This window comes from Pseudomonas sp. WS 5010, assembly GCF_012985565.1.
GTDB lineage: Bacteria > Pseudomonadota > Gammaproteobacteria > Pseudomonadales > Pseudomonadaceae > Aquipseudomonas.
In genome coordinates this window covers 342,974-366,619 of the sequence record NZ_JAAQWQ010000002.1, presented here as the reverse complement: position 1 = coordinate 366,619, position 23,646 = coordinate 342,974, and the positions used below count along the sequence as shown (strand labels likewise).

Below are 23,646 nucleotides of genomic sequence, written 5' to 3'. Positions count from 1 at the left end.
CACAGTTTATAGCGCAATGACGAATTAGTCCGGCGCCAATCGCACTAGTTTCATCAGAAAAAGAGGCCATCGTTTCACCATCACCGCCTGAAAAGTCACAACGACCCTGAAAAATAAAAAAGTTCCATTGAGCTGAAAAAGAAATCAGAATCGCCCCCTGACTCCTGCCGAGGGCCTCGACTCAAGCGCTCTGGCACCGCGACACACCGGCTATTTGCGAGGTAAGCAATGCGCACTGCACAGATGACACGCCCGCCACAGACCCTCTACGTCACCGTCCGCCGCGACGAGTTGCGCCAGTTGAAAGACGAGCGTGAACAGTTGCAACAGGAAGTCATCCGTCTGCGCGCGCAGTTGCAGGCCCAGCTCGCGAATCAAGCCATCAGTTGCTGAGCCCTTGTAGGCGCTGGCCTGCCGGCGCCTTAAAGGATCGTTCCCTCAGATCCAACTCACGAAGTTTTCACCAGCCCTTCCCGATAATCCTCCGCCAGAACGCCGCCTCACGCATGGGCGGTGGTAATTATTGGGTTGGAGCGCTGCATGGCGATGTTCAAACGCAGCACGAAGTCTGCAAAAGGGTTTGATTGGGCAGGTTTTGGCTGGATGTTCCTGTTTTTCTGGTATTTCTCAGGCATTACCCAACTGCTGATCCAACTGACCGGCACCTCCGGTTTCAGTGGCTTCCGCCAGGCGTTCTTCATGAGCGCGCTGTGGTTGGCACCCATGCTGCTATTCCCACGTCGCGCCCGGTTGCTGGCCGGTTTGATCGGTGTTGTGTTGTGGGCCTGTTCCATGGCCAGCCTGGGCTATTTCTTTATTTACCAGCAGGAATTTTCCCAGAGCGTCATCTTCATCATGTTCGAGTCGAACATCTCTGAAGCCGGCGAGTACGCCACCCAGTATTTTGCCTGGTGGATCGTACTGGCCTTCATTGCGCACACCGCCCTGGCCATCTTCCTCTGGACCCGCATACGCCCGGTCTACCTGCCCCGGGGCCGGGCGATGGTCGCAGCCACCGCCATAGTGCTGGCGATCGTCGGTTATCCGCTGGCCAAGCAGATCGCTACCAACGACACCCTGGAGCGGGCCATCGATGGTTTCGAAACCCGTGTCGAACCTGCAGTGCCATGGCAGATGATCGTCGCCTATCGTCGCTACACCCAGCAGTTGAACAACATGCAGGGCATGCTCGACAACGTCAGCAAGATCCCGCCCCTGAGCAACTTCAAGGACAGCATGGCCGGCCAACCGTCGACGCTTGTGTTGGTGATCGGCGAGTCCACCAACCGCCAGCGCATGAGCCTCTACGGCTATCCCCGCAAGACCACGCCGGAGCTGGACAAGCTGCGTGACCAACTGGACGTGTTCGACAACGTCATCACCCCGCGCCCCTATACCATCGAGGCGCTGCAACAGGTGCTGACCTTTGCCGACGAAGAGCATCCAGACCTGTACCTCAAGACCCCATCCATCGTCAGCATGATGAAACAGGCCGGCTACAAGACTTTCTGGATCACCAACCAGCAGACCATGACCAAGCGCAACACCATGCTCACGACGTTCTCCGAGCAGGCCGACGAGCAGGTGTACCTCAACAACAACCGCAACCAGAACGCCCGCCAGTACGATGGCGACGTGCTGGAGCCGTTCTCCAAGGCCCTCGCCGACAAGGCCGAGCGCAAGCTGATCGTGGTTCACCTGCTGGGCACCCACATGAGCTACCAGTACCGCTACCCGCCAAGCTTCGACACTTTTACCGACCGCCAGGGCGTGCCGGACGGCGTGCGTGACGACCAGTTGCCGACCTACAACAGCTATGACAATGCGGTGCGCTACAACGACTTCGTGGTGTCGAGCCTGATCAAGGATTACGCCAAGACCGACCCCAATGGGTTCCTGCTGTACCTGTCCGACCACGGCGAGGATGTGTTCGACTCGGCAGGCCACGACACCCTGGGCCGCAACGAGGGCAAGCCGACGGCGCCGATGTACACCATCCCCTTCATGACCTGGGCCTCGCCGAAGTGGCGCGCCACCCACGACTGGAATATGCAGGGTGATGTGCAACGTCCGTACAGCAGTTCGCAGTTGATTCACACCTGGGCTGACCTGGCCGGCTTGAGCTTCGACGAACTGGACCGCAGCCGCAGCCTGGTCAGTGATAGCTTCAAGCCACGGCCGTTGCTGATTGGCGATCCCTACCAGCGTCCGCAGAAGGCCTTGATCGACTTCAGTCTGATCAAGCCCAAGGCCAATACCGGCACCCAGAATGTGGTGCTGAAGTAAACGACCCCGCCCCTCACGTTAACTCTGGAGGGGCGTGACGTTAACCCGCACTTAATAAGCGTCCTACAAACTATTCCCATAAATCTGATCAGGGACGGTGCAGATACCGGTCACTTTTAATGGGAATACATGCGATGAAACTTTCCATCTTGATGCTCACCGGCCTGTTGGGCCTGACCTCGGCTGCGGCCTTCGCTGAAGGCGGCGGGGAACGCGTGAAGGAGCACTTCAACAACTTCAGCTTCGTCCAGAAGCAAATCCACGGCGATGCCGAACAGACCGCGGCTGCCGATGCCAAGGGCACTGAATCCGGATCGGCCGAACAGGCGCGGGACGCCGAGCAACCCAAGAGCTAACCCCACCCCCGATCATTCCCACGCAGAGCGTGGGAATGATCCGTTAGAGGACCTTGCTCCAGAACAGCATGCGGCCATGGGCCGGGTCGAAGATTGAGTCGTCGAACCCAAACTTGCGGTACGACGCCTGTGCCACGGCATTACCTTCCAACACTTCCAGGGTGATCTTGCAGCAACCACGCTGGCGGGCGATTTCCTCGACCTTTTGCAACATTTTCTGGCTCAGGCCCAGCCCCCGGAATGCTTCCTTGACGACCACGTCATGCACGTTGACCAGCGGCCGGCAGGCAAAGGTCGAGAACCCCTCGAAACAGTTCACCAACCCGGCCGGCTCCCCGCCGACAAAGGCCAGCACGCTGAACGCATGGGGGCGCTTGGCCAGTTCCGCCGGCAACTGTTGCAGCAGGTCGGCGGACAAGGCGTGGCCGCCGCCCATGGGGTCTTGTGCATAGTGGTTGAGCAACAGGCCAAGGGCCTCGGCGTGCACGGGGTTGCTGTAGCTGGCTTGCAGTACCAGTATTTCTGCGGCTTCCATTTCCTTCCTCGATAACTGCCCGGCAGGGATGAGCTCCCCGCAAAAGCTCGATTGTAAGCGCGGTGTAGGCGTTAGATGAAGGAGATTAACTACAAGTTGGCGCGGGAAAAAGCCAACAAGTAAACGCCAGTGAGCATGGGCAAATAGCCATCACCGACCAAAACGTTGCAACTGCATCTCTTGCAAACGACTGAGGGTGCGGCGGAATGCAAATTCCAGGTAACCCTCGGTGTATAGCTCAGCCAAGGGCACCTTGGCTTCGATGTACAGCGCCACCTTGCGGTCGTAGCACTCATCGACCAGGGCGATAAACCGCCGCACGCTGTCGTCGTGCACCGACAGCGCCGGCAACTCACGGTCGCCCGCCTCCACGCGCTGGGCGCCATCCTCGGTACCACGGGCAATCCGTCCAGGGCGTGTCGAGGCGCTCAAGCCGGGGACTTCGCCCAGTAAAATGGCACGATAGCGATCACACAACAGCATGAAATCCATGGCTGCCAACGGTTGCTCGCACAGGTCAGCGTAGCGGCACCACAGGATGTTTTCGCTGGACCGCACCGTGGCAATCACACGCGAGCCCACGTTCACTGGTGCACTGCTTAAGGCCTGGCCTTTGCTCAAATCCTCAAAGACCCTGGCCAACGCCTCGGGTTGATCCACCCAATAGCGCTGCACGGCCGTGCCCGGATGCAAACGGTGATCTTCACTGCCATCAACCGCCACCACCTGCATATGCGCCTGGATCGCCTCGATAGCCGGCACGAAGCGCTCGCGGTTGAACCCATCGGCGTACAACTGCCCTGGCGGCTGGTTGGACGTGCAGACCATCACCACCCCTTCGTCGAACATTACCTGGAACAGGCGCCCGAGGATGATTGCGTCGCCAATGTCATTGACGAACAGTTCGTCGAAACACAGTACCCGCACCTCGCGACTCAACTCGCGGGCCAGCGCCTGCAACGGGTCCGGGGTGCCGGTCAATTGGAACAGGCGTTGATGGACCCAGCCCATGAAGTGATGAAAGTGCTGGCGTCGCGCAGGCACCCGCAGGCTCTGGTGGAACTGATCCATCAGCCAGGTCTTGCCCCGCCCCACCGGCCCCCACAGATAAACCCCGGTGACCGGTGCGTCGGCGGCTTGGTGCAACGCCGCATGGCAGGCCTGCAACGCCTCAACCGCTCGGCGTTGCGCGTCGTCAGCCACAAAACCATCGGCCAGGGCCTGTTGGTAGGCAGCCAGCGGTGAGTCAGGCGTCATGCGAGGCTTTTACTGACCACCTCGAACACATCGCTGGACAGCTCGCCCGAACCGCGGATGCGCTCCAGTTCCGCCTTCATCAGCGCCTGGCGGGCGCTGTCGTATTTGCGCCAGCGGGTCAACGGCGCCAACTGCCGCGAGGCAATCTGCGGGTTGAAGGCATTCAGCTCGATGACCAGGTCCGCCAGGAAGCGATAGCCCGAGCCATCGGCCGCGTGGAAGTTGATCAGGTTCTGCCCGGCGAAGGCGCCGACCAGCGCGCGGACCTTGTTCGGGTTCTTGATATTGAACGCCGGGTGCTGCATCAGCGCCTTGACCCGCGCGAGCCCGCCCGGCAACACGCTGCCGGCCTGGACGCTGAACCATTGGTCCATGACCAGCGGGTTGTCCTTGAAGTTCTCGGCAAACACTTGCAGGGCCTTGGCCTTCTCGGCGTCGAACGGCGAGTTGACCAGCACCGCCAGTGCCGTCAGGCGTTCGGTCATGTTGTCACACGCGTCGAACTGCTCCAGGGTTGCGGCCAGCACTTCTGGCTTGCCGCTGAGCATCAAGTACGACAGCGCGATGTTCTGCAGGGCGCGGCGCGCGAAGTGCTCTGCCGAGGCCACGTAAGGCGTGTTGCGCGACAGGTCGCGGTTGGCCTGGTAGCGCAGCCACAAGCCTTCGAACAGTTGGTCGGCCAACTGCTGGCGCGCAAACTCGCGGGCGGCGTGGATCGCGTCGACGTCAGCCACTTCGCTGATTTCGGTCAGGTAGGCCTCGCCCGGCAACGACAACATTTCCGCGACCATGGCCTGGTCCAGGCTTTCATCGCTCAGCACGCTACGCAGTGCGTTGACCAACCGTTGATCGAGCACCAGGGCCTGGCCCTGCTGGTGTTGGCCGATCAGGTCCTGCAACACCTGCACCGCCAGTTGCTGGCCCGCCTCCCAGCGATTGAAACCGTCACTGTCGTGCTGCATCAGGAACATCAACTGGTCACGGCTGTAGGGGAAGCTCAGCTTCACCGGTGCCGAGAAGCCGCGCAACAGCGACGGCAACGGCTGTTCGGCGATATCGACGAAGGTGAATGTCTGCTCGGCTTCAGTCACCGACAATACCCGCGAGGTGCCCTGCGCAGCGGCTTCACCGACCAGACGCAACGGTAGGTCGACGCCCTTGGCATCCAGCAGGCCCAGGGCCACGGGAATCACGAACGGCAGTTTTTCCACATTGTCCGGGGTTTGCGGGCAGCTCTGGCGCAAGGTCAGGCTGTAGGTTTTGGCGCCAGCGTCGTAGGACTCGCTCACCACCAGGCGTGGGGTGCCGGCCTGGCTGTACCAGCGCTTGAACTGGGTCAGGTCGGCGCCGTTGGCATCTTCCATGGCCTTGATGAAGTCGTCGCAGGTCACGGCCTGGCCGTCGTGGCGCTCAAAGTACAGGTCGCTGCCTTTGCGGAAACCCTCGGCACCGAGCAAGGTGTGGATCATGCCGACTACTTCCGAACCCTTTTCGTACACGGTCAGGGTGTAGAAGTTGGAAATCTCGATAAAGCTGTCCGGGCGCACGGCGTGGGCCATCGGCCCTGCATCTTCAGCGAATTGGTGAGTGCGCAGGTAGGCCACATCCTGGATACGCTTGACGGTGGCCGAGTTCATGTCGGCGGAGAAGTGCGAATCGCGGAATACCGTGAAACCTTCCTTGAGCGACAGCTGGAACCAGTCGCGGCAGGTCACGCGGTTGCCCGACCAGTTGTGGAAGTATTCGTGGGCGACGATGGCTTCTACCCGCTGGTGCGCGGCGTCGGTCGCGGTTTCGGCGCGGGCCAGCACGGCGCTGGAGTTGAAGATGTTCAGGCCCTTGTTTTCCATGGCGCCCATGTTGAAATCGTTGACCGCGACGATCATGAAGATATCCAGGTCGTATTCGCGACCGTAGACCTCTTCATCCCAGCGCATGGACTTCTTCAGGCTGTTCATGGCGTGCTGGCACTTGTCGATGTTTTCCGGCTCGACATAGATGCGCAGTGCGACGGTGCGCTGGCTCATGGTGGTGAAGGTGTCTTCGACGCACCACAGGTCGCCGGCCACCAGGGCGAACAGGTAGGCCGGTTTCTTGAACGGGTCTTCCCAGGTCGCCCAGTGCCGGCCGTCTTCGCCGGGGCCGCTGGCAATCGGGTTGCCGTTGGACAGCAACACCGGATAGCTGTGTTGCTCGGCGATCACGGTGGTGGTGAACGTGCTCATCACGTCCGGGCGGTCCAGGTAGTAGGTGATCTTGCGAAAACCTTCGGCCTCGCATTGGGTGCAGAACATGCCGCCGGACTTGTACAAGCCTTCCAGGGCGGTGTTGGTTTGCGGGTGGATGCGCACGCTGGTGTCGACCGTGAAGCGCTCGCTGGTCGGTTGCAACGTCAGATGGCTGTCGCTCAACTGGTAGTCGGCGGCGCTCAGTTCCTGGTCACCCAGGGCCACGCTCAGCAGTTCCAACTGCTGGCCATCGAGTACCAGCGGCGGCAGGCCGGTGCCGCGCTCGGGATTGCGGCGCATCACCAGCTGCGCGTGGACCAGGCTATGGTCCTCGAACAACTCGAAGGTCAGGTGGGTCTCGTCGATCAGGTACTCGGGCGCCTGATAGTCCTTCAGGTAAATCATCTTCGGTTGTTCGGTGCGCATGCGTGAAATCCTTCTACTGATGCACGGCGAGCTGGTAAGCCGTGTATTTACGAATATTGATAACGCCGGTATCGAAGATCAGGTATTGGCCCTTGATCCCCAGCAGCGTGCCTTCGGCAATCGGGTTCTTGTCCAGGTTGAAGCTGACGATCTTGGTTGGATATTGCTCCACCGGGTAGCGGATTTCGAGGGGCTCGATATCGGTTACCGGTTGGATGGCCTGCAGGCCGAAGCGTTCCTGCAATTGCAGCAGGCCGTCGGCGCAGGAGACGAACAGCTCGTCGCGAACCTGCGTAAGGTCTACCGCTGCCGCGTCACCCTTGAGCAAGGCGCGCCAGTTGGTCTTGTCGGCGACCTGGCTGCGCAGCACATCTTCGACAAAGCCCGATTGCTGACGCGTGGCCACGCGCATGATCGGCAATGCCTGGCTCGCGCCCTGGTCCAGCCAGCGCGCGGGCAATTGGGTGGCGCGGGTGATGCCGACCTTGATCCCCGACGAGTTCGCCAGGTACACCACATGGTCGGTCATGCAGAATTTTTCGCCCCAGGCCGGATCGCGGCAGGTGCCGGCATCGAAATGGCAGCGCTCGGGGCTCATGATGCACAGGTCGCACTGGGCCAGCTTGGTCATGCACGGGTAGCAATAGCCCTGGCTGAAGCTGGTCTTGGTCTTGCGCCCGCAGTGGGTGCAGTGGATCGCACCGAGGTATTCCAGGCGCACATGAGTGCCAATCAACGGATTGACCGGCACCTCGGTGTCGCCCAGGCGAAAAGCGTATTGAACGGTCGGCGAACCCAGTTGCGCCGACATCTTGCTGACTGCACCACGGCCAATCTCAATCAATGGATGGCATCCGACTTGAACAGGATGTTTTCCACCGGGGTCGACTTCGATTGGCATTCCTGCGGCCCCATGTAGCCGGTGCGCTGGTCTTCCGGCAGGTTTTGCAGCTCCCAGGCGATCATCGCCTGCAACGACAGCTCACGCTGTTCGGCGGTGAGCTTGCGGCCATCGGACCATTTGCCGATTTCCACGGCGAGCTTGAGGCTCTGGTAGATATCCGGGGTGATGTTTTCGATCATTTCAGCAAAAGAGGACATAAGACTCTTCCTTTAAATAATGGGCAGAGATTCAAGCGTTACGTTTATGGCGGCTGTACAACCCGCCGAGCAAACCGGTGATGCAACCCGCCACCAGGCCGCCGACATGGGCCGCATTGGCGATTTCGCCGAAGCCGATCATCGAGACCAGGCCCGACAGGCACAGCACCAACCACACCAGCATCATTACCAGCACGCCACGCGGCAGGCGATACGCCGGGTTGGGCGCGAGCATCTGGTAGATCCAGCAATGGCCGAGCAAGCCGTACAACACGCCAGACAAGCCGCCGAACAGGCCCGGGCCGCCAAAGGTGTATTGCGCGTAGTTGGAGGCCAGGCTGAACAGCAACGTCAGGCCCAGCAGGTTGATACTGCCTTGGCGCGCCTCGATCCGCCGCCCCAGTTCCCAGTACCACATGCCATTCATCGCCAGGTGGAGGATGCCGAAATGGATCAGCATCGGCGTCACCAACCGCCACCACTGCCCCGCCGCCAGGCTGTCGGCCAGGGGCGTGAAGTACAGGTATTCACCGGCCACGTGGAAATTCAGGAACGTCAGCCAGCTCATGGCTTGCAGGTTGTCGCCAAGCATCGTGACCGCACCGACGATCAGGCTCAGCAGCAACACACCCGCGGTCAGTGGGCTGTGGCGCAACTGCTGGAGAAAACCGGCGCGCTTGGCTACCGGTTCCTGGGGAATATCCAGCTGCTGGTGCGGATCGCCGGCAGGGAAACGCTGATACAGGCTGCGCACGTCTTCGCTGATCGCGTCCGGCACCCAGAGCACCTGCTCGCCGGCCTCTTCGCTGACGCGATGGGGCACCTGCATGCGCTGCAACAGTTTGACGAATCCAGCCAGGTCAACCGTCAGCGGCAAGCGTAAAACGGCCACGTTACTCATGAAGCACCTCAGGGCGCTCGACATCGACCCATACGAACTTGTTGGGGTCCAGGCAGGTTTCCTGATCCAGGCGATACGCCACCAGCTTGCCGTAGAGCACCGCGCTGTAGTCCAGGCAGGCCAGGTTCGGGCGGATCGGCGCCGGTTTGCCACTGCGCCAGTAGTGGCCGACAAACAGCAGCGGCTCATCCACCCCATAGCGCAGCAGGGAGTTTTTCTCGGTCGAGGACAACGGCGTACGGGCCACCGGGTCGGGCAAGGCATCGGGCTGGAACACAATATCGCCGTAGGTCTTCGGGTCGTCTTCCCAGAACTTGGTGCGAAAGAACGAACGGGTCAGGCCATCGCCACCGGTCAGCGTCAGGCCGTCCGGCAGGCGCATATCGGTGCCGCGCAGCAGGCGATCGAAGGCATTGCAGGCAAAGCTGCCCGGCACCGCCGCCGCCTGCAGGAAATGCTCGTCGATACAGCCGTCGGGGAACTGCCCGCGCAGCGGTTCGATCAGCCCCGCATCCCAGCAGGCGTGCACCACGCGAAAACGCCCGGCGTCGACAAACAACGGCATGTCGTAGAACCAGCCGAGGAAGTCATGCCAGTCGCCGGGGTGGTGTTCAAACTGGGTCAGGGTCTCGTGGATCAGCCGCGCGTGGCGTGGCGAATGTTCACGCACGTACTGCTTGCCACTGCCGGGCGGCGCCAGGGTGCTCCAGCCCAGGGCGTTGAACTCATGGTTGCCCATGATGCACAGCGCCTGGCCGGCTTCGGCCATGTCGTGGACGATATGCAGTGCCTCGCGGATGCGCGGGCCACGGTCGATGATATCGCCCAGGAACACCGCCATGCGGGAGGGATGGCGCCAGGTGCCGCCCTGCTTGTGGTAACCCATCTGGTCGAGCAGGTGCTCAAGGGTATGAGCGCAACCGTGCACGTCACCAATCAGGTCGTAGCTACGCGCGGGATCGAGCATCAGTCGCCTCCACCCCCCAAGCGGCTGCCCCAGCCCAGCTTGGTGCGGCACACTTCGTAGTAGTTGTGATCCAGCGGGTGGATCAACCGCAGCTTCTGCGCTTTTTTGCTCACGGTGATGGTGTCACCGGGGGCGCAGGTGAAGTGGTTCTGCCCGTCACAGGAGACTTGCGGGTAGATCTGCATGTCTTTGGAGACCACGATTTTCAGCTCACTGTTGCCATCGACCACAATCGGCCGGCTCGACAACATATGGGGGTACATCGGCACGATCACAATGGCATCGAGCTTGGGATGCATGATCGGCCCGCCGGCCGACAGCGCATAGGCCGTGGAACCGGTGGGCGTGGCGACGATCAGGCCGTCGGCCTTCTGGCTGCAAACGAACTGGCCGTCGATGTACAGCTCGAACTCGATCATCCGCGTCGACTTGCCGGGGTGCAGCACCACATCGTTGAGGGCATCGCCCTGGCCGATGGCTTCGCCATGGCGGCGCACTTCGGCTTGCAGCAGGAAGCGGTTTTCTACCAGGTAGTGGCCGTCCAGCACCTTGGCCACTTCGACTTCCAGGTCGTCAGGGCGGATATCGGTGAGGAACCCCAGGCTGCCCCGGTTGATCCCCAGCACCGGCACGTTATGCCGCGCCAGGGCCCGGGCGGCGCCCAGCAGGCTGCCGTCGCCGCCGACCACGATCACCATATCGCAGACTTCACCGAGCATCTTGCGCGATGAGGTCTGCAGGCCGTGGCCCGGCAGAATCTCGGCGATGGTGTCTTCGAGGATCACATGCAGGTGGCGCTCAAGCAGAAACTTTTTCAGCCGGCGGACCGTGTCCAGAACCTGGGTACTGCCCAGGCGACCGATGATGCCGATATTGCGAAATTGCTCCATGGGGCTCCTGCAGGGTTTGGGTCTGGCAAAAAGAACGATTATGGGCGAAAGGCCGCATTAGACAAAATCCTTTGTCGCCACGGGGCCCAGACGACAACGGTTCTCAACACCCGCCACGGTCCCGCAGCGAGTAGGAAACAGCTATGCTCGGACCATGAATCCGTTTCCCGACCTGCAGTACCTGCCCCGTCAATTGCGTCATCCCGAAGTGCGGGACCTGGCGTGGGTGATTCTCGCCCCGCCGATGCTGGAACAAACACCCTGGCCGCAACGCCATCCCCTGGCCGGCAGCGATTGGGTGCAGCAACCCGCGGCACTGGAACAATGGCTGCGGCAACTGGACCAGGACAGCAGCCACCTGCTGCATTGGCTGAGCCTGGCACGTACCCGGCGCCTGGGCCTGTATTACGAACGCCTGTGGCAATTTGCCGTGCAACACGCGCCCGGCGTGGAATTACTCGCGGCCAACCTGCCTATCCGCCAGGCCGGCCATACCCTGGGGGAGCTGGACATGCTGCTGCGCGACCGTGACGGCGTGCATCATCTGGAACTGGCGATCAAGCTCTACCTGGGCCCGCAAGAGGGCGACGGCCGTGATACCGCGCAATGGCTGGGCCCCGGTTGTCACGACCGCCTGGACCGCAAGCTGGCCCATCTGGCCGACCATCAACTGCCCATCTCGGCGAGCGCGCAAAGCCGGCAGATGCTGGCAGCCCTGGATATTAGGGATTTCACCGCCCATCTGTGGCTCGGCGGCTACCTGCTGTACCCCTGGCCCGGCGAGGCCGAACCGCCCCTCGGCGCCCATCCACAGCATCTGCGTGGGAGCTGGTTGCATCAGCGCGATTGGCTGGCTTTTATCAATGCCAGCCCGCCGGGCCGCTGGCAACCCCTGCCCCGCCATGCCTGGCTCGCGCCGGCGCATTACCCGGCAGGGGAAATCTGGAGTGAGGAGCAGATGCAGCGCTGGCTGGCCGACCTTGATCCGATGGCGCCGGCGCAACTGTTGGTGCGCATGACGCACAACGGTGAGGATTGGCAGGAAGCGGAGCGGCTGTTTCTGGTGGCGGATCTTTGGCCGAATGTACCGGGGACCACCTAAGCTCCACGGCGCCATACTCAGTGGGCTCAAGTGTCATTTGAGCTGAGAAATATCTGTTGCGGCACCTTGAAGCCTCTCAACTTGAGCAACGCCAGTGGTACCGCATCCAATTCCGTGCGCAGGTGCCAGGTCAGGCTCAAGCCATCCGGCGCCTTGAGCAGCAGGCGATAGCGGCTGTGATTGTCGTCCAACGGCGTGACCTGGGCGTTTCCCAGCCAGCGGATCAGGTCCCAGGTATCAGAGTAGTCGCCGAACAGACGCTCGCCGGCATGCACGCTGGTCCAGCTCAGGCTCACGCCCGGATAGTCGCTGTGGCCCGGCCAGTGGAAGCGCTGCCAACTTTCCTTCTAGTTGAAATACTGGTGCCGGTCGCCGTTGAGGATGAAGGTGGTCTGCACCACATCGCGCACCGCTTTGCCTTGCAGCTCGAAACTCAGCCCCATGCCGCCGTCGGTGTAGAGCACATCGGCGAGGTCGCTGAGCTGGTTGATGGCGCTGAGAAACGCCGGGTTGAAACGTAACTCTTGGCGATGACGTAGGTCCACAACCCACTGACTGCCCTCCTTGCGCAACACGCCGCTCAATTGCCGCTTTAGAAACTGCTCGATGCGCCAAGCGGGGTTGGCGGCCAGGTGCTAGCCATAGAACTGCCAAAGCGTGGGTGACAGGGTTTGCCAGAGGCCTGGCACAACACCAGGGCGGAGGATTCGACGTTGGCCAGGGTTTTGACCAGCAGATCAGCGTCGGCTTTGTCCGGACGGGCCAGCATCAGGTGGGCCTTGAGCTGGTCGTAGGTCTGCCGGGCGCGTTCAGCGCGCTCGGAATGGTCCGGTTGCAGCTTGACCAGCGCGTTGAGTTGCTGACGAAGATCGGCGGTGGTTGGATCGCGAATCAGACGCTTGCTTTAATAGCCTTAGTAACGCCTGCTCAAGAGTGTCATCCGCATCGCCTGCTATCCGGCTGTGACGCGACACAGTTTGACCTTTCCTGGACGGCTGGGCCGTGATCGCCTTGACCTCGCCGCGCAAGGAACCGAGTAGTGTCGTTACCGACGCATCCAGTTCGCTCAAAGCTGTGTGTAGACTTACACCCAGTACCTGCAGCACACGCCGACCGCACCAAATTTTTTGGATTAAATCCTCTTCACGTGCCTTATCCCACCCATCAGCGACCTGCTGTTGAACGAAATACAGCAACACACGCCCGAAGCTCAGTAAGCACCAACACAAGAGCGGCTACACCAAAGCCATGCCCCAGAAATTCGCGGGATGCTCCCGTAACGATTGAGTACCGAACAAAAACGTCCTAAACACCAAGCAGCAAAAGCAGCAGTGGCAGTAGGCCTAACCAAAGCCAACCCCTAGGCTGCGAAGGTCGTGGCGACGGTGCTGGGACTTGATCCAATCTGACCGGCATTACTAACTCGCACTCACTTGAGGCAAAGAAGAAATCAAGGTGCAGCCACACGCGCAACGATGCCCATGAAACGCGACCGGAATGCCGTGGTCGTGAAACGCTGGATGGCCCTCGGCAATCTCCGTTCGACCATGGCCGGGGATCAGACAGTCCACCGGGTCGGGCACCAATGCCTCTGAAATTCATGACAGTGGATCCTGATAGAACAGTGTCGCCGCCAGTTGTTTTGTCACCTATGCGGATAACGTTTTTCATGTTTAATCTCTCTCACGAAGCAATTAAATTACTTACCTTGCGCAGGAGCCACATCTGTCAAACACATTTAAAACCCAAGAGCAATCATCGTTATACGCTTTTAAACATATTGCTTGGCGCATACCATTACGAGCCGAAAACAGCCACCAAACTAACCTCACAGAGCCTACAAATCATTGTCTTTCCGAAAAAGCTATTGACTTACATTGCATCCATTTTTGGACCCTTTTTACTTTTGTGACAAATGAAACTTTGCACCAACCTGCCATGGATTGCTCCACTGCTACCTCATCACCCTTAATCAAGTACACTCTGCTCGGCTCCTGTATCACGGGCTCAGTATCAGAACCATATAAAAACGACTTTTCTTTAACCACACCGCTAATGGGCACAGGCATTCCTGCCACCTCAAACAAAATTGATCGCACAGCTTTACTGACTGAAATCTTATCCTTATAAGGGTATACGTAAGATAACTCCCCAACATTATCTTTCATATCTCCACCCATATCAAAAAAACCTGACCGCAACTCGTCTCTAACTAAAGCGCCGCCTTCAAAAACAAACACACTCACATCATAAACATCACTTATAACATCCCATGCTCTCGGCGCTTCCACACTGTGTATTACAAAAAACATTTCTTCGCTCGCTGCACTCACAAAAATAGCGAAGGCATCATTGATTTTTCCTTTTGTTCCTGCGTATGGAAACTCATACACCAGCCTTGATTTTTCAGATTTGGATAATGAGTAAATTGCGATACCATCAGGATCGCGTGACAACTGCCCCTCCTCCGTAGGAGTCTTTGTAAAAACGAAGCATACTGTTGAACCATTAAAATCCATAGGTTGATAAGCTTGCCCGCCCCCAAGATCATCGCATGTGCGGCCAAACACCGCAGCCGGCAAAACTAAAACACAGAGAATCATAAAAGTTAGTAACTTAAACATTTTTAGTACACTCAGTTTCAAAGTGATGAAAGAAAATAGGTGTAATATCTCGTTTGTATTGTTGCCGCTCAGGCAAACCCGCCAATCCGACATTAATAGGTCGCGTCACAGCAATTACGGCAGCGTTCTCAGACAGAGAAGTATCTTCGGCAATTAACGCAATATTTTTTCCTTGCCAAAACCATAGAGCAGTCTCTATAGCTACCGCAAAGTCGCTCTCTAAAAGTTCCGGCATTACATCAATTTTAAGCCCCGTTTCTTTGGCGCACTTTTTGTACGTCTCATAATGAGTAAGATGTATCAATCCTCGACCTCTAAAATCCTTTCCTGGCTGTTCGGTGCTTCCGTAGCAGTGCACACCATATGCAGCATCGTTCCCCAGAAAATTCTCATCTATCCACTTTAACTTCTCCTCTTTACTGACAAATCTGAGTCCCACCCTAGAGAAACCTGCATTGATTACCGTCGGAGAAAGCTTATAAAGCTTATCAGCTGTGTAGGTTCTTCTTGAGTAATTCAGCGACTCTCGAAAACTCACAAACCCCCCTGTCTCCTTCTTTGCTTGAGCCAATAAATGTGTGATTTGGACGCAACTATTTACACCATATTTATTGAACATACTCCTGGAAGCGCCCACCATTGCACTAATGAATTCAGGGTTGACAGCATTGCCGCATATATCCTCAAAAAATCCTCTCGTTAAATTGATCATGGCGCCGCATTTTTTGCAATTCAGAACCCCCTGCACACTAATAAATAAGTGATTAACTAATCCCACCGGATGCAAGTGATAAACCCGGCCATCCACCGGCAACCCCACTTCCGGTGCCACCTCATTCCACCAACTGATCTCCTTGATCCGCTCCTTCTCCGCCACCCAGTTCAAAAGTGGAGTCGAGCCGCTATGCCCCAGTACATCGTCCAGTGCATCCCACTTGTAAGGTTCGTGGCGCCACTCGCTTTCGTAGTGGATGACCAGTTGCGACAACGACTGCGCGTGCGCCGGTAAAGCAATTGCTGCCTGTAACTCTTCAGCCGTCACCACTCCATCACGGTCTCGATCGATGATGTCGTACAGGCGATTCTTCATTCGTCCTTCATCAGACTTATCGGCCAAGTTACCGTAGCGTTCGAGTTGCTCCTGACTGAAACGGCCTACGGCCCGAAAAAAGGACGCCAGGGTTTGCCGAGGGGAGTCATAGTTGAAGACGACGTCGTAGCCCTCCCACGACCATGGACCGAACCACGGTGTAACGCCCACTTCTTCACGCACCCAACCATCGAGTAACACACCGTTCTCGTCGTGGAATAGCCCATCAAGCCGATACCAGTTGCAGGCGCTTCGATCTGGCGCTGCGGTGACTACGATTTTTTTGTCTGCCGGCAGGCCATCAATCAGGCTTTTGGGCACCCGCAGATCAGCATCACTGGGCGTGCCGGCAGCGCTGAGTGTGGGTGGTTGTGTGGCGTTGAAACGCTCCTGATGCGTCACCACTGCGGTGCCCTTGGAGAATTTCAGCCAGGTCTTGCTGGCGGCGGGCAGTCGATGGGTCCAGGCACGGCTTGCCTCGATAAATGGCTCCACGTGGTCGGCACTGAACACTTCCAGGTGCAGCTTCTTTTCCGGGTGCTCGGCATTGCCGCCTTGATACTCACCAATGTGTCCGATCAAATCGCCCGCCTTGATCGGGATGGGCTGATCGAGCACCACGATGCGGTCGGCTAGCGGTTCCGGGGCGCCTTCCAGCGAGTTGAAATGAACGTATTGATTAACACGCTCCAACTTGCGGAACGGACCTTCACCGCTCACGGTAACTTCCGTGCCGTCGGGTAACTCCATAAGGACGGAGCTGCTGGTGTTGGCTTCTGCGCGGACGCGCAGTGAAGGCGTCGCTTTGACCCGATACTCATCTCCGACGACGGGGACCAGATAATCAACCGAAAGGAAACCGAGCAGTGAGCCGTCGGCTTTTTTCAGCACATCTGGCCCGTTAGTGCTTTCCAGCTTGCGGTATTCACCCTCCCCACTGACGGTCACTTCGGAATCCTTTCAAAAACTCCAGACTCATCAAACCGCGTCTACAATACGCACCACTAAAAAGCGCCAGCACCAACCGCTCCTGCAACACGAGGCAAAAACTTAGCCATTTCACACCATCAATTAGAATTAATACGCTCAATCACTCTTAACGGAATTAACCTTTCCTTTCCAGCCTCCCCCATCAAACTAACATATTGCTTATAATATACCCTCGACTGTTCTTTGTCGGACGACCATAATACATCAGCAATATTTAACTTGAGAACAACTCTACCAGGAGCAACTGCCTCTACCCTTTTCAATATTTCATACGCCATCACTTCCTCACCAGCGAACGCCAACGCGTAGCCAATATCATTGTACGCAACTACAGTAGATCTGCCGACAGGAGAATCCACAAGCAACTGCTGGATTCGCTCACCCCCAAGATAGGCCTTTATTGCATCTACATCTGCATCACTCAGGCGATCTCGAACAACACTACTTGCCAGAGATATAGAGTCCATCGACTTTCCAGCCTCAAGCTCAAGCATTTTCACACTGGCAATTTTACGCTTTGAGTACCAAAAGTGGCTTCTAACTCCACCCTCTAAACGCCCTTCATAACCGGACAAATTTCTGGAGAATTCCGCCTGCCTTACTATTAAGCCTGGATTTCCCTGAGTATAAACGAAAGTCTCATATTGGGTCCCCTCAATACCAACACCAGAATGCTGAACGTTCCAAGCACAAGTAAATAGAAAATAACTTTCCTTTCCTTTTACAGCATAAGCATCAACTAGCGCAGCTTCCCCACCCTCAGGCTCGCACACATCGGGAATATGGTACTGCACTCCATTTTTACCTGACAGGCGGCCTTTTATAGTTCGGCCACGCTCGCCATCCATCGACACGAACTCAACTGTCTGGGCATCATGGAAGCTTGGATTTAAAGAATAGCTCCCACCTTCAGCACAAATTGACGCCGAACATCCAAACAGCACGAATAAAAAAAGCTTACCCATTAAGAATTCAGCTCCAACTCAACCATGCTCCGCAACTCATTAAAAAGAGAAACACGTTCCTCCAACCCAATCACACCCCCATTCACTCGTCTCGAAACATCTGCAACATGCTCAGCAATTCTTTCTTCAGTTCTCAATACGTACGAACGCTCAATCACATCATTCATTCCACTCATGCTCCACCAGACAAAAGCTGACTCAACCCCATACTTCAAATCGGTGACTATTAAATCTGGGTTATCCAGAAAATCTCTAGGATCGGAAGGGTCTTTTTGATTATGTATACGAGAATACTCACGATAATTGTTTTTTCCAGTCAACTGAATAATTCCTCGTCCGCGATATTTATATCCTTCTTGGCTTGTCTCATCTCCATTACCATTCCTATTGGCATAAACATAACTTCCTAAATTAGTTGAATTATTGGCATACATGCCTGAATCACTCCAAAGTTTAGGGCGAAGTCTCGGCAAAGAAACACACTCATCCTTTGAATCATCGTAGCCGGCTTGATTATTTCGACAGCCAAAAATTTTCCTCATGCGAACTGGTGTATAGCTCAAGTTTTCTTCCCGCACCTTAAACCCACTTTCGTGACCAACCTGCGCCAACAGATGCGAAACTCTAAGAGGAGTATTAACACTATATAATTTTGCATATTTATTTAAGACAGGCAATATTGCATCACAATAAGAGTCTTCTATAGTAGATCTCGCTTTTTTTAGCATGGCACGGGTTATTAGTTGACGTTCAGAGGCTGCAGCAAAGTAACTAAGCATGCCTATCGGATGCAGATGATAAACCTGGCCGTGTTTCGGCAATCCAACTCCCTCCGCCACCTCATTCCACCAACTGATCTCCTTGATCCGCTCCTTCTCCGCCACCCAGTTCAAAAGTGGAGTCGAGCCGCTATGCCCCAGTACATCGTCCAGCGCATCCCACTTGTAAGGTTCGTGGCGCCACTCGCTTTCGTAGTGGATGACCAGTTGCGACAACGACTGCGCGTGCGCCGGTAAAGCAATCGCTGCCTGTAACTCTTCAGCCGTCACCACTCCATCACGGTCTCGATCGATGATGTCGTACAGGCGATTCTTCATTCGTCCTTCATCAGACTTATCGGCCAAGTTACCGTAGCGTTCGAGTTGCTCCTGACTGAAACGGCCTACGGCCCGAAAAAAGGACGCCAGGGTTTGCCGAGGGGAGTCATAGTTGAAGACGATGTCGTAGCCCTCCCACGACCATGGACTGAACCATGGTGTAACGCCCACTTCTTCACGCACCCAACCATCAAGTAACACACCGTTCTCGTCGTGGAATAGCCCATCAAGTCGATACCAGTTGCAGGCGCTTCGATCTGGCGTTGCGGTGACTACGATTTTTTTGTCTGCCGGCAGGCCATCAATCAGGCTTTTGGGCACCCGCAGATCAGCATCACTGGGCGTGCTGGCAGCGCTGAGTGTGGGTGGTTGTGTGGCGTTGAAACGCTCTTGATGCGTCACCACTGCGGTGCCCTTGGAGAATTTCAGCCAGGTCTTGCTGGCGGCGGGCAGTCGCTGGGCCCAGGCACGGCTTGCCTCGATAAATGGCTCCACGTGGTCGGCACTGAACACTTCCAGGTGCAGCTTCTTTTCCGGGTGCTCGGCATTGCCGCCTTGATACTCGCCAATGTGTCCGATCAAATCGCCCGCCTTGATCGGGAAGGGCTGATCGAGCACCACGATGCGGTCAGCTAGCGGTTCCGGGGCGCCTTCCAGCGAGTTGAAATGAACGTATTGATTAACACGCTCCAACTTGCGGAACGGACCTTCACCGCTCACGGTAACTTCCGTGCCGTCGGGTAATTCCATAAGGACGGCGCTTCTGGTGTTGGCTTCTGCGCGGACGCGCAGTGAAGGCGTCGCTTTGACCCGATACTCATCTCCGACGACGGGGACCAGATAATCAACCGAAAGGAAACCGAGCAGTGAGCCGTCGGCTTTTTTCAGTATATCTGGCCCGTTAGTGCTTTCCAGCTTGCGGTATTCACCCTCCCCGCTGACGGTCACTTCTGCGCCCTGTGGCAGCAGCGCCAATACCTTGCCGACCCGCGCCTGGTTACGCACATTCAGGCCACGTTGCTCAGGAGGACCTGTGCGTACATCACTAACCGTCATCTTGACCCGCCGAGTCTGCCCCTCGGGCCAAAATGCCGGACGGAGGATGGAAGGGTCATTCCGATAAACCGCCCAGTCCTGCAAGTGCATATACAGGCTATAAAAGATTAGGCTCGGCGGTACGTCGGGGCTCCCTTCAATCTGGGGTGCTTGGAGGCGATGGCGGACCAGCACAAAGTTACGTGAAAATGGCTTGGGTACACACAGTTCTTCAGTGAAGTAAGTGGTGGTCGGCGAGCGTTCATCGATGCGGTAGGCCACCACGTCGCCGTCGGCCAGGCAATGCACGCTGGATTGATCCAAGGTACCGGCCGTGCCGCCGTCGAAATGCACCCCGCCGTGCCACAGGCCATTGCGGCCCAATGGGTAGTAGCCCGTAGCGGCCTTGGCCATTTGGGTTAATTGAAGCAGTGAGTTGCTTTTGCCCTTAAAGGGATGGCACCAATTTTTCAACGGTTGCAGTGTATTGGCATTTGTTTGCGTTAACGCGGGAGCCTCTTCCAACGGTATCTGCGGCGCTGCTGAAGTCAATGCAACCGGCACATAAACCTGCGCCTTGCGGCCAGGGTTTAGAAGGTTAAAAAACACAGAGAACAAGTTAGCCATGATGTGATTCGCTCCTGGTTCGCAAAGGAATCAGCCAGAGAAATCCACAGGCCCGTTGGCCTTGGATTTATGCTCGGTCAATTGAGGGAGCTGCGGCATATCCAGAGCTTGTTGGGCTGGGGCCAGTAAGTCGAAGTACGCCGACTTGACGAGGTAGTCCCCCTGAGTCCCGTACTCGATACTGCTCGGATTGAGGGTGATGTAGCTGCCCCCTGCGTTGAGGGTGATCTTCTTTTTCGCCGTGATATGAATCTCGTCCTCGGTACTGGTGATCTCCAAGCCGTGACGCGCGAGTAACTCCAGCTTGTCGTTTTGCGCCTGGATCTTTACCGCCCCCTGATTAGCGATCAGCTTGATCCCCAGCTTGCGCACAAACAGGCTCATCCCTTGACCCACGCCGATAAACAGCCGCTTGACCACGCTGATATCTGCCTCGGCCCCGGCGTTGATCATGAGGTCGTGTTGCGCGGCCAGTTGCAGGTGCTGGCCGCTGGTCATGGCAACACCATCAGGCGCGCTGATCATCAGCACGGACGACTTGAGTTGCTCTAGGTGTTGCTTGAGAAACTTCAACTGCGCCTGTACATCGGCGGGATCTGCGTGGGCTTCCTGGGCGTCTACCGACAACCCATCCAACTGTTCGCCCGCCTGCTGGAGTCGACCAACCGCTGCGCTCATTTCAAGCATTTGGCCCTGCGCTTTGGGCTGTGCGTCAGCGCTGATGAAGATGCCCCTGCCCGCACGAATGGCGGCATGACCATCGGTACGCAATTCGGCTCCCTGGCCTCGCGGTTGGCGCTCACCATCCACCAAATGCCCAAGGTTGAGCTGGCTCTTGCCACTGTGCTCGGTACTCAGCTTGACGTGCTCCTGCCCCCGCGTGTCGTCCATGCGCAGTTTGTTGTTCGCCGGGGTGCGCAGGACGTTGCGTTTGTAGTTGCGCAAGGTCACGTGGTCGACGTGCTGACTGTCGTGCAGGGCGTGGGCGATGTAGGGGCGGTCGGGGTCGCCTTGTTCGAAGGCCACCGCCACTTCGGTGCCGGCAATCAGCGGTAGGTGCAAGCCGTGGGTGTCGCCGGCATAGGACCGGGCCAGGCGTAGCCAGAGGCTTTCCTGACCCGGCGTCCAGCTGTCGCGGTCGAACAGGAACTGCACCCGGTAGCGCCCTTCCAGGTCGATATGAGCATAGGGGTCGTTGGCCTGGTTGCTGGTGACGCGGGCGGGGATACTGCCAGCGATCAGAGGTTTGTCCTTGAGTGCCGGGCGAAAGCACACGCTTTCTGAGTAGGGGATGGCCTCAAAGGTGGCGATGAAGCTGCTGTCACGGGCGGCGGTGGTTGTCAGGCCGGTGATCACCGCTCCAGGTGTAAAAGCCTGGGGCGCACCGCCGGTGACTTTGAGCACCTGGCCCGGCGCCAGGGTGGCGCTGCTGGTGACGCCGTTGAGTTGGGTCTGATCGTTGAGGTAGCGTTCGTGGCGCAGGCGCGCGTAGAAATAGCCGCTTTCGCTGAGCAGGTCTTCGTCCTGATCCAGCCGGTCGCCGAGGGCTTTGTAGGGTTCGGCGTAGTGGTAGGCCTCGCCGTAGGTGGTTTTGGCGCCGCGGGTCTGGTCAATGTCGCCGTTCAGGTGCGCGCGGGCGTCGCGGTGGTGGTAGGCGCGAAAATGCACCTGTTGCTCGACTACCTGATGGTTGGATTGCAGGTTCCACACGCTGTCCTGGTCGCTGCTGCTGAGGCCGGATTGTGGGTGGTAAGGCAGTTCGACGTTGAACTGGTAGAGGCGTTGATCGTCGCAGAACTCGACCACATCAATGCGCAGGCGCTCGTCACTGGTGAAGCGGTACCAGATACCCACTTGCGCCAGCAGGCGGGTGATGAAGGCCAGGTCGCTTTCGCCGTGTTGCATGACCTGTTCGCGCTTGGGGTAGTCGCGTTTGAGGCTGAAGAGAAAGTCTTGGCCTTCAAAGTCGTGGCGGCTGCGCAGGATGCTTTCGACGATTTGCGGCACCGATTGGTGCTGGTAGATGCGGAACTGACGGCTGCGCGCGAGCAGGGCCAGGCGTGGTTGCAAGGTGATTGCATAACTGGCCTGGTCGTTGGAGCCGGACTGGCGCTTGAAGCTGGTGATCACGCCGTGCAGGGTGCGCAGGGGTTTGATCGGGGGTGGCGTCAAAACTAACAAGGGCAGCTTTTTCGGCGGCGCGTGCAGGCTGAAACAGACGTCTTGGCCGAGCAGGGTTTCGGCGGGGAGGTCGCGTTCGGTGCTGGTGAATTCGATGTGATAGGAGAATGGTTCGCTTAGCCGCTCCTGACCTTCGAAGGCGAGGACGTCCAGCGAGGCAGGAACGTTGCGCACCCATAGCGTGTGTCGGCAGTGATCGAAAAAAACGCTCGGTAATACGCTGGAAGTCATCCCTTTACTCCTGAACGCGAGAGAGCTCAGAGAGTAAAGATTTGTTATCGGCGAATAATGTCGGAAGATTCGACTTTACAAGAAGGGTGCTTCCGGAATCTGATTGAGCGTCGACAGGCTATCGATATGTCGATACTCCACCTGCAACCCGGCCGCCAGCTCCTGAGCCTTGCCCAACCGAATCGGCCCACGTTCGATATCAATCAGCAGCCCTGGGCAATCCAATTGCGGCCATCCGGCAATCGCTTTCAGCCGCCCATCCGTAATCACTAACACACGCTGCTGCTCAGCCGGATACCGCTTGCGCCGCGCCGCCAGCCAATGCCCAGCCTCGGTCAACGCCGCCAGCAGCGGCGTACCACCGCCCGCGCCCAACTGATCCAGCCAGCCCGCCAAGCCTTTCGCTGCTTTCAACCCCTGTACCTGCCACTTCGGCGCCTGCCCGCTGGCCGTCAGCAATGCCATACGTGCGCGCTGTCGATAAGCATCGTCAAACAGCTGGGCCAGCAAGCCCTTGGCGTCGGTTAATGCACGATGCCGCCGGGTGGAGGCCGACGCATCCACGATCACCAGCCACAACTCATGGGCCGAACAGCTGCGCAGGTGATAGCGCAGGTCTTCACGAGATTGCGGCCGCCCCCCCAGCAGGGTGCCCGGCCAGTTGACCGAGCCCTGCTGCGCGCTGCGCGCCTTGCCCTGGCGGCCCCTGTCCAGTCGCCCTGCTTTGGGACGGGCATCCGCCCCCGTATCAGGTCGG

At 57.8% G+C, this 23,646-nt stretch carries 20 protein-coding genes and 1 pseudogene; 4 read left to right on the top strand and 17 right to left on the bottom strand.

The window, feature by feature from the left end:
* The first annotated feature begins 228 nt into the window (after nucleotides 1-228).
* The 3 genes from HBO11_RS06480 to HBO11_RS06470 all read left to right on the top strand — a co-directional run bounded on the left by HBO11_RS06480 (nucleotide 229) and on the right by HBO11_RS06470 (nucleotide 2,642).
* Nucleotides 229-393 (top strand): DUF6026 family protein, encoded by a 165-nt coding sequence (locus HBO11_RS06480; protein WP_169951417.1) that lies wholly within the window; start codon nucleotides 229-231, stop codon nucleotides 391-393.
* A gap of 147 nt (nucleotides 394-540) precedes the next feature.
* Complete coding sequence (locus tag HBO11_RS06475) at nucleotides 541-2,286, top strand: phosphoethanolamine transferase CptA (RefSeq protein WP_169951940.1); 1,746 nt, start codon at nucleotides 541-543, stop codon at nucleotides 2,284-2,286.
* Nucleotides 2,287-2,420: 134 nt separating this feature from the next.
* A complete protein-coding gene (locus HBO11_RS06470; RefSeq protein WP_169951942.1) occupies nucleotides 2,421-2,642 on the top strand; it encodes a hypothetical protein in 222 nt (73 codons plus the stop codon).
* Between the two features lie 43 nt (nucleotides 2,643-2,685).
* Here the strand turns inward: HBO11_RS06470 and HBO11_RS06465 are convergent, their stop codons facing one another.
* The 8 genes from HBO11_RS06465 to HBO11_RS06430 form a co-directional block, all read right to left on the bottom strand.
* Nucleotides 2,686-3,177 carry a GNAT family N-acetyltransferase gene (locus HBO11_RS06465; RefSeq protein WP_169951944.1) on the bottom strand — a complete coding sequence of 164 codons (492 nt, stop codon included), beginning with the start codon at nucleotides 3,175-3,177 and terminating at the stop codon, nucleotides 2,686-2,688.
* Between the two features lie 150 nt (nucleotides 3,178-3,327).
* Nucleotides 3,328-4,434: a cell division protein ZapE gene (gene zapE / locus HBO11_RS06460; protein ID WP_169951945.1), complete on the bottom strand. Its 1,107-nt coding sequence runs from the start codon at nucleotides 4,432-4,434 to the stop codon at nucleotides 3,328-3,330.
* Nucleotides 4,431-7,088 (bottom strand): aminopeptidase N, encoded by a 2,658-nt coding sequence (gene pepN / locus HBO11_RS06455; RefSeq protein WP_169951947.1) that lies wholly within the window; start codon nucleotides 7,086-7,088, stop codon nucleotides 4,431-4,433. The genes zapE and pepN overlap by 4 nt, the downstream gene beginning before the upstream one ends.
* A 13-nt stretch (nucleotides 7,089-7,101) precedes the next feature.
* Nucleotides 7,102-7,932: a DUF2797 domain-containing protein gene (locus HBO11_RS06450; protein WP_178121767.1), complete on the bottom strand. Its 831-nt coding sequence runs from the start codon at nucleotides 7,930-7,932 to the stop codon at nucleotides 7,102-7,104.
* The gene (locus HBO11_RS06445; protein ID WP_029291449.1) at nucleotides 7,929-8,189 is read right to left on the bottom strand and encodes a DUF1315 family protein; all 261 of its coding nucleotides are present in this window, start codon (nucleotides 8,187-8,189) and stop codon (nucleotides 7,929-7,931) included. Before HBO11_RS06445 ends, HBO11_RS06450 begins: the two co-directional genes overlap by 4 nt.
* Nucleotides 8,190-8,220: 31 nt before the next feature.
* A complete protein-coding gene (locus HBO11_RS06440) occupies nucleotides 8,221-9,090 on the bottom strand; it encodes a rhomboid family intramembrane serine protease (protein WP_169951949.1) in 870 nt (289 codons plus the stop codon).
* The gene (locus HBO11_RS06435; RefSeq protein WP_169951983.1) at nucleotides 9,083-10,060 is read right to left on the bottom strand and encodes a metallophosphoesterase; all 978 of its coding nucleotides are present in this window, start codon (nucleotides 10,058-10,060) and stop codon (nucleotides 9,083-9,085) included. The genes HBO11_RS06440 and HBO11_RS06435 overlap by 8 nt, the downstream gene beginning before the upstream one ends.
* Nucleotides 10,057-10,947 carry an NAD(+) kinase gene (locus HBO11_RS06430; protein ID WP_010210870.1) on the bottom strand — a complete coding sequence of 297 codons (891 nt, stop codon included), beginning with the start codon at nucleotides 10,945-10,947 and terminating at the stop codon, nucleotides 10,057-10,059. The genes HBO11_RS06435 and HBO11_RS06430 overlap by 4 nt, the downstream gene beginning before the upstream one ends.
* 154 nt (nucleotides 10,948-11,101) lie before the next feature.
* Between HBO11_RS06430 and HBO11_RS06425 the strand changes: the two genes are divergently transcribed.
* On the top strand, nucleotides 11,102-12,049 hold the full coding sequence (locus HBO11_RS06425) for a DUF1853 family protein (protein ID WP_169951951.1): 948 nt from the start codon (nucleotides 11,102-11,104) through the stop codon (nucleotides 12,047-12,049).
* A gap of 26 nt (nucleotides 12,050-12,075) precedes the next feature.
* Here the strand turns inward: HBO11_RS06425 and HBO11_RS06420 are convergent.
* From HBO11_RS06420 to HBO11_RS06380, 9 genes and pseudogenes are all read right to left on the bottom strand, one after another.
* Nucleotides 12,076-12,660, bottom strand: a pseudogene (locus HBO11_RS06420) (type VI secretion IcmF C-terminal domain-containing protein); the annotation flags it as partial.
* Nucleotides 12,642-12,818 (bottom strand): hypothetical protein, encoded by a 177-nt coding sequence (locus HBO11_RS28615; protein WP_262380984.1) that lies wholly within the window; start codon nucleotides 12,816-12,818, stop codon nucleotides 12,642-12,644. The pseudogene HBO11_RS06420 and the gene HBO11_RS28615, both read right to left, overlap by 19 nt.
* A gap of 649 nt (nucleotides 12,819-13,467) precedes the next feature.
* A complete protein-coding gene (locus tag HBO11_RS06410) occupies nucleotides 13,468-13,620 on the bottom strand; it encodes a PAAR domain-containing protein (protein WP_346266487.1) in 153 nt (50 codons plus the stop codon).
* 273 nt (nucleotides 13,621-13,893) lie between these two features.
* Nucleotides 13,894-14,673, bottom strand: coding sequence for a hypothetical protein (locus HBO11_RS06405; protein WP_169951953.1), 780 nt, complete (start codon nucleotides 14,671-14,673; stop codon nucleotides 13,894-13,896).
* Nucleotides 14,666-16,711, bottom strand: a complete 2,046-nt coding sequence (locus HBO11_RS06400; RefSeq protein WP_346266873.1) for a glycoside hydrolase family 19 protein — start codon at nucleotides 16,709-16,711, stop codon at nucleotides 14,666-14,668. The genes HBO11_RS06405 and HBO11_RS06400 overlap by 8 nt, the downstream gene beginning before the upstream one ends.
* A gap of 119 nt (nucleotides 16,712-16,830) precedes the next feature.
* Entirely contained in the window at nucleotides 16,831-17,718 is an 888-nt protein-coding gene (locus tag HBO11_RS06395) for a hypothetical protein (protein ID WP_169957405.1), read from the bottom strand.
* The gene (locus HBO11_RS06390) at nucleotides 17,718-20,477 is read right to left on the bottom strand and encodes a hypothetical protein (RefSeq protein WP_170058848.1); all 2,760 of its coding nucleotides are present in this window, start codon (nucleotides 20,475-20,477) and stop codon (nucleotides 17,718-17,720) included. The genes HBO11_RS06395 and HBO11_RS06390 overlap by 1 nt, the downstream gene beginning before the upstream one ends.
* Before the next feature lie 30 nt (nucleotides 20,478-20,507).
* The gene (gene vgrG, locus HBO11_RS06385; protein ID WP_169953298.1) at nucleotides 20,508-22,889 is read right to left on the bottom strand and encodes a type VI secretion system Vgr family protein; all 2,382 of its coding nucleotides are present in this window, start codon (nucleotides 22,887-22,889) and stop codon (nucleotides 20,508-20,510) included.
* Between the two features lie 75 nt (nucleotides 22,890-22,964).
* A complete protein-coding gene (locus HBO11_RS06380; RefSeq protein ID WP_169953324.1) occupies nucleotides 22,965-23,603 on the bottom strand; it encodes a VWA domain-containing protein in 639 nt (212 codons plus the stop codon).
* Nucleotides 23,604-23,646 lie beyond the last annotated feature (43 nt).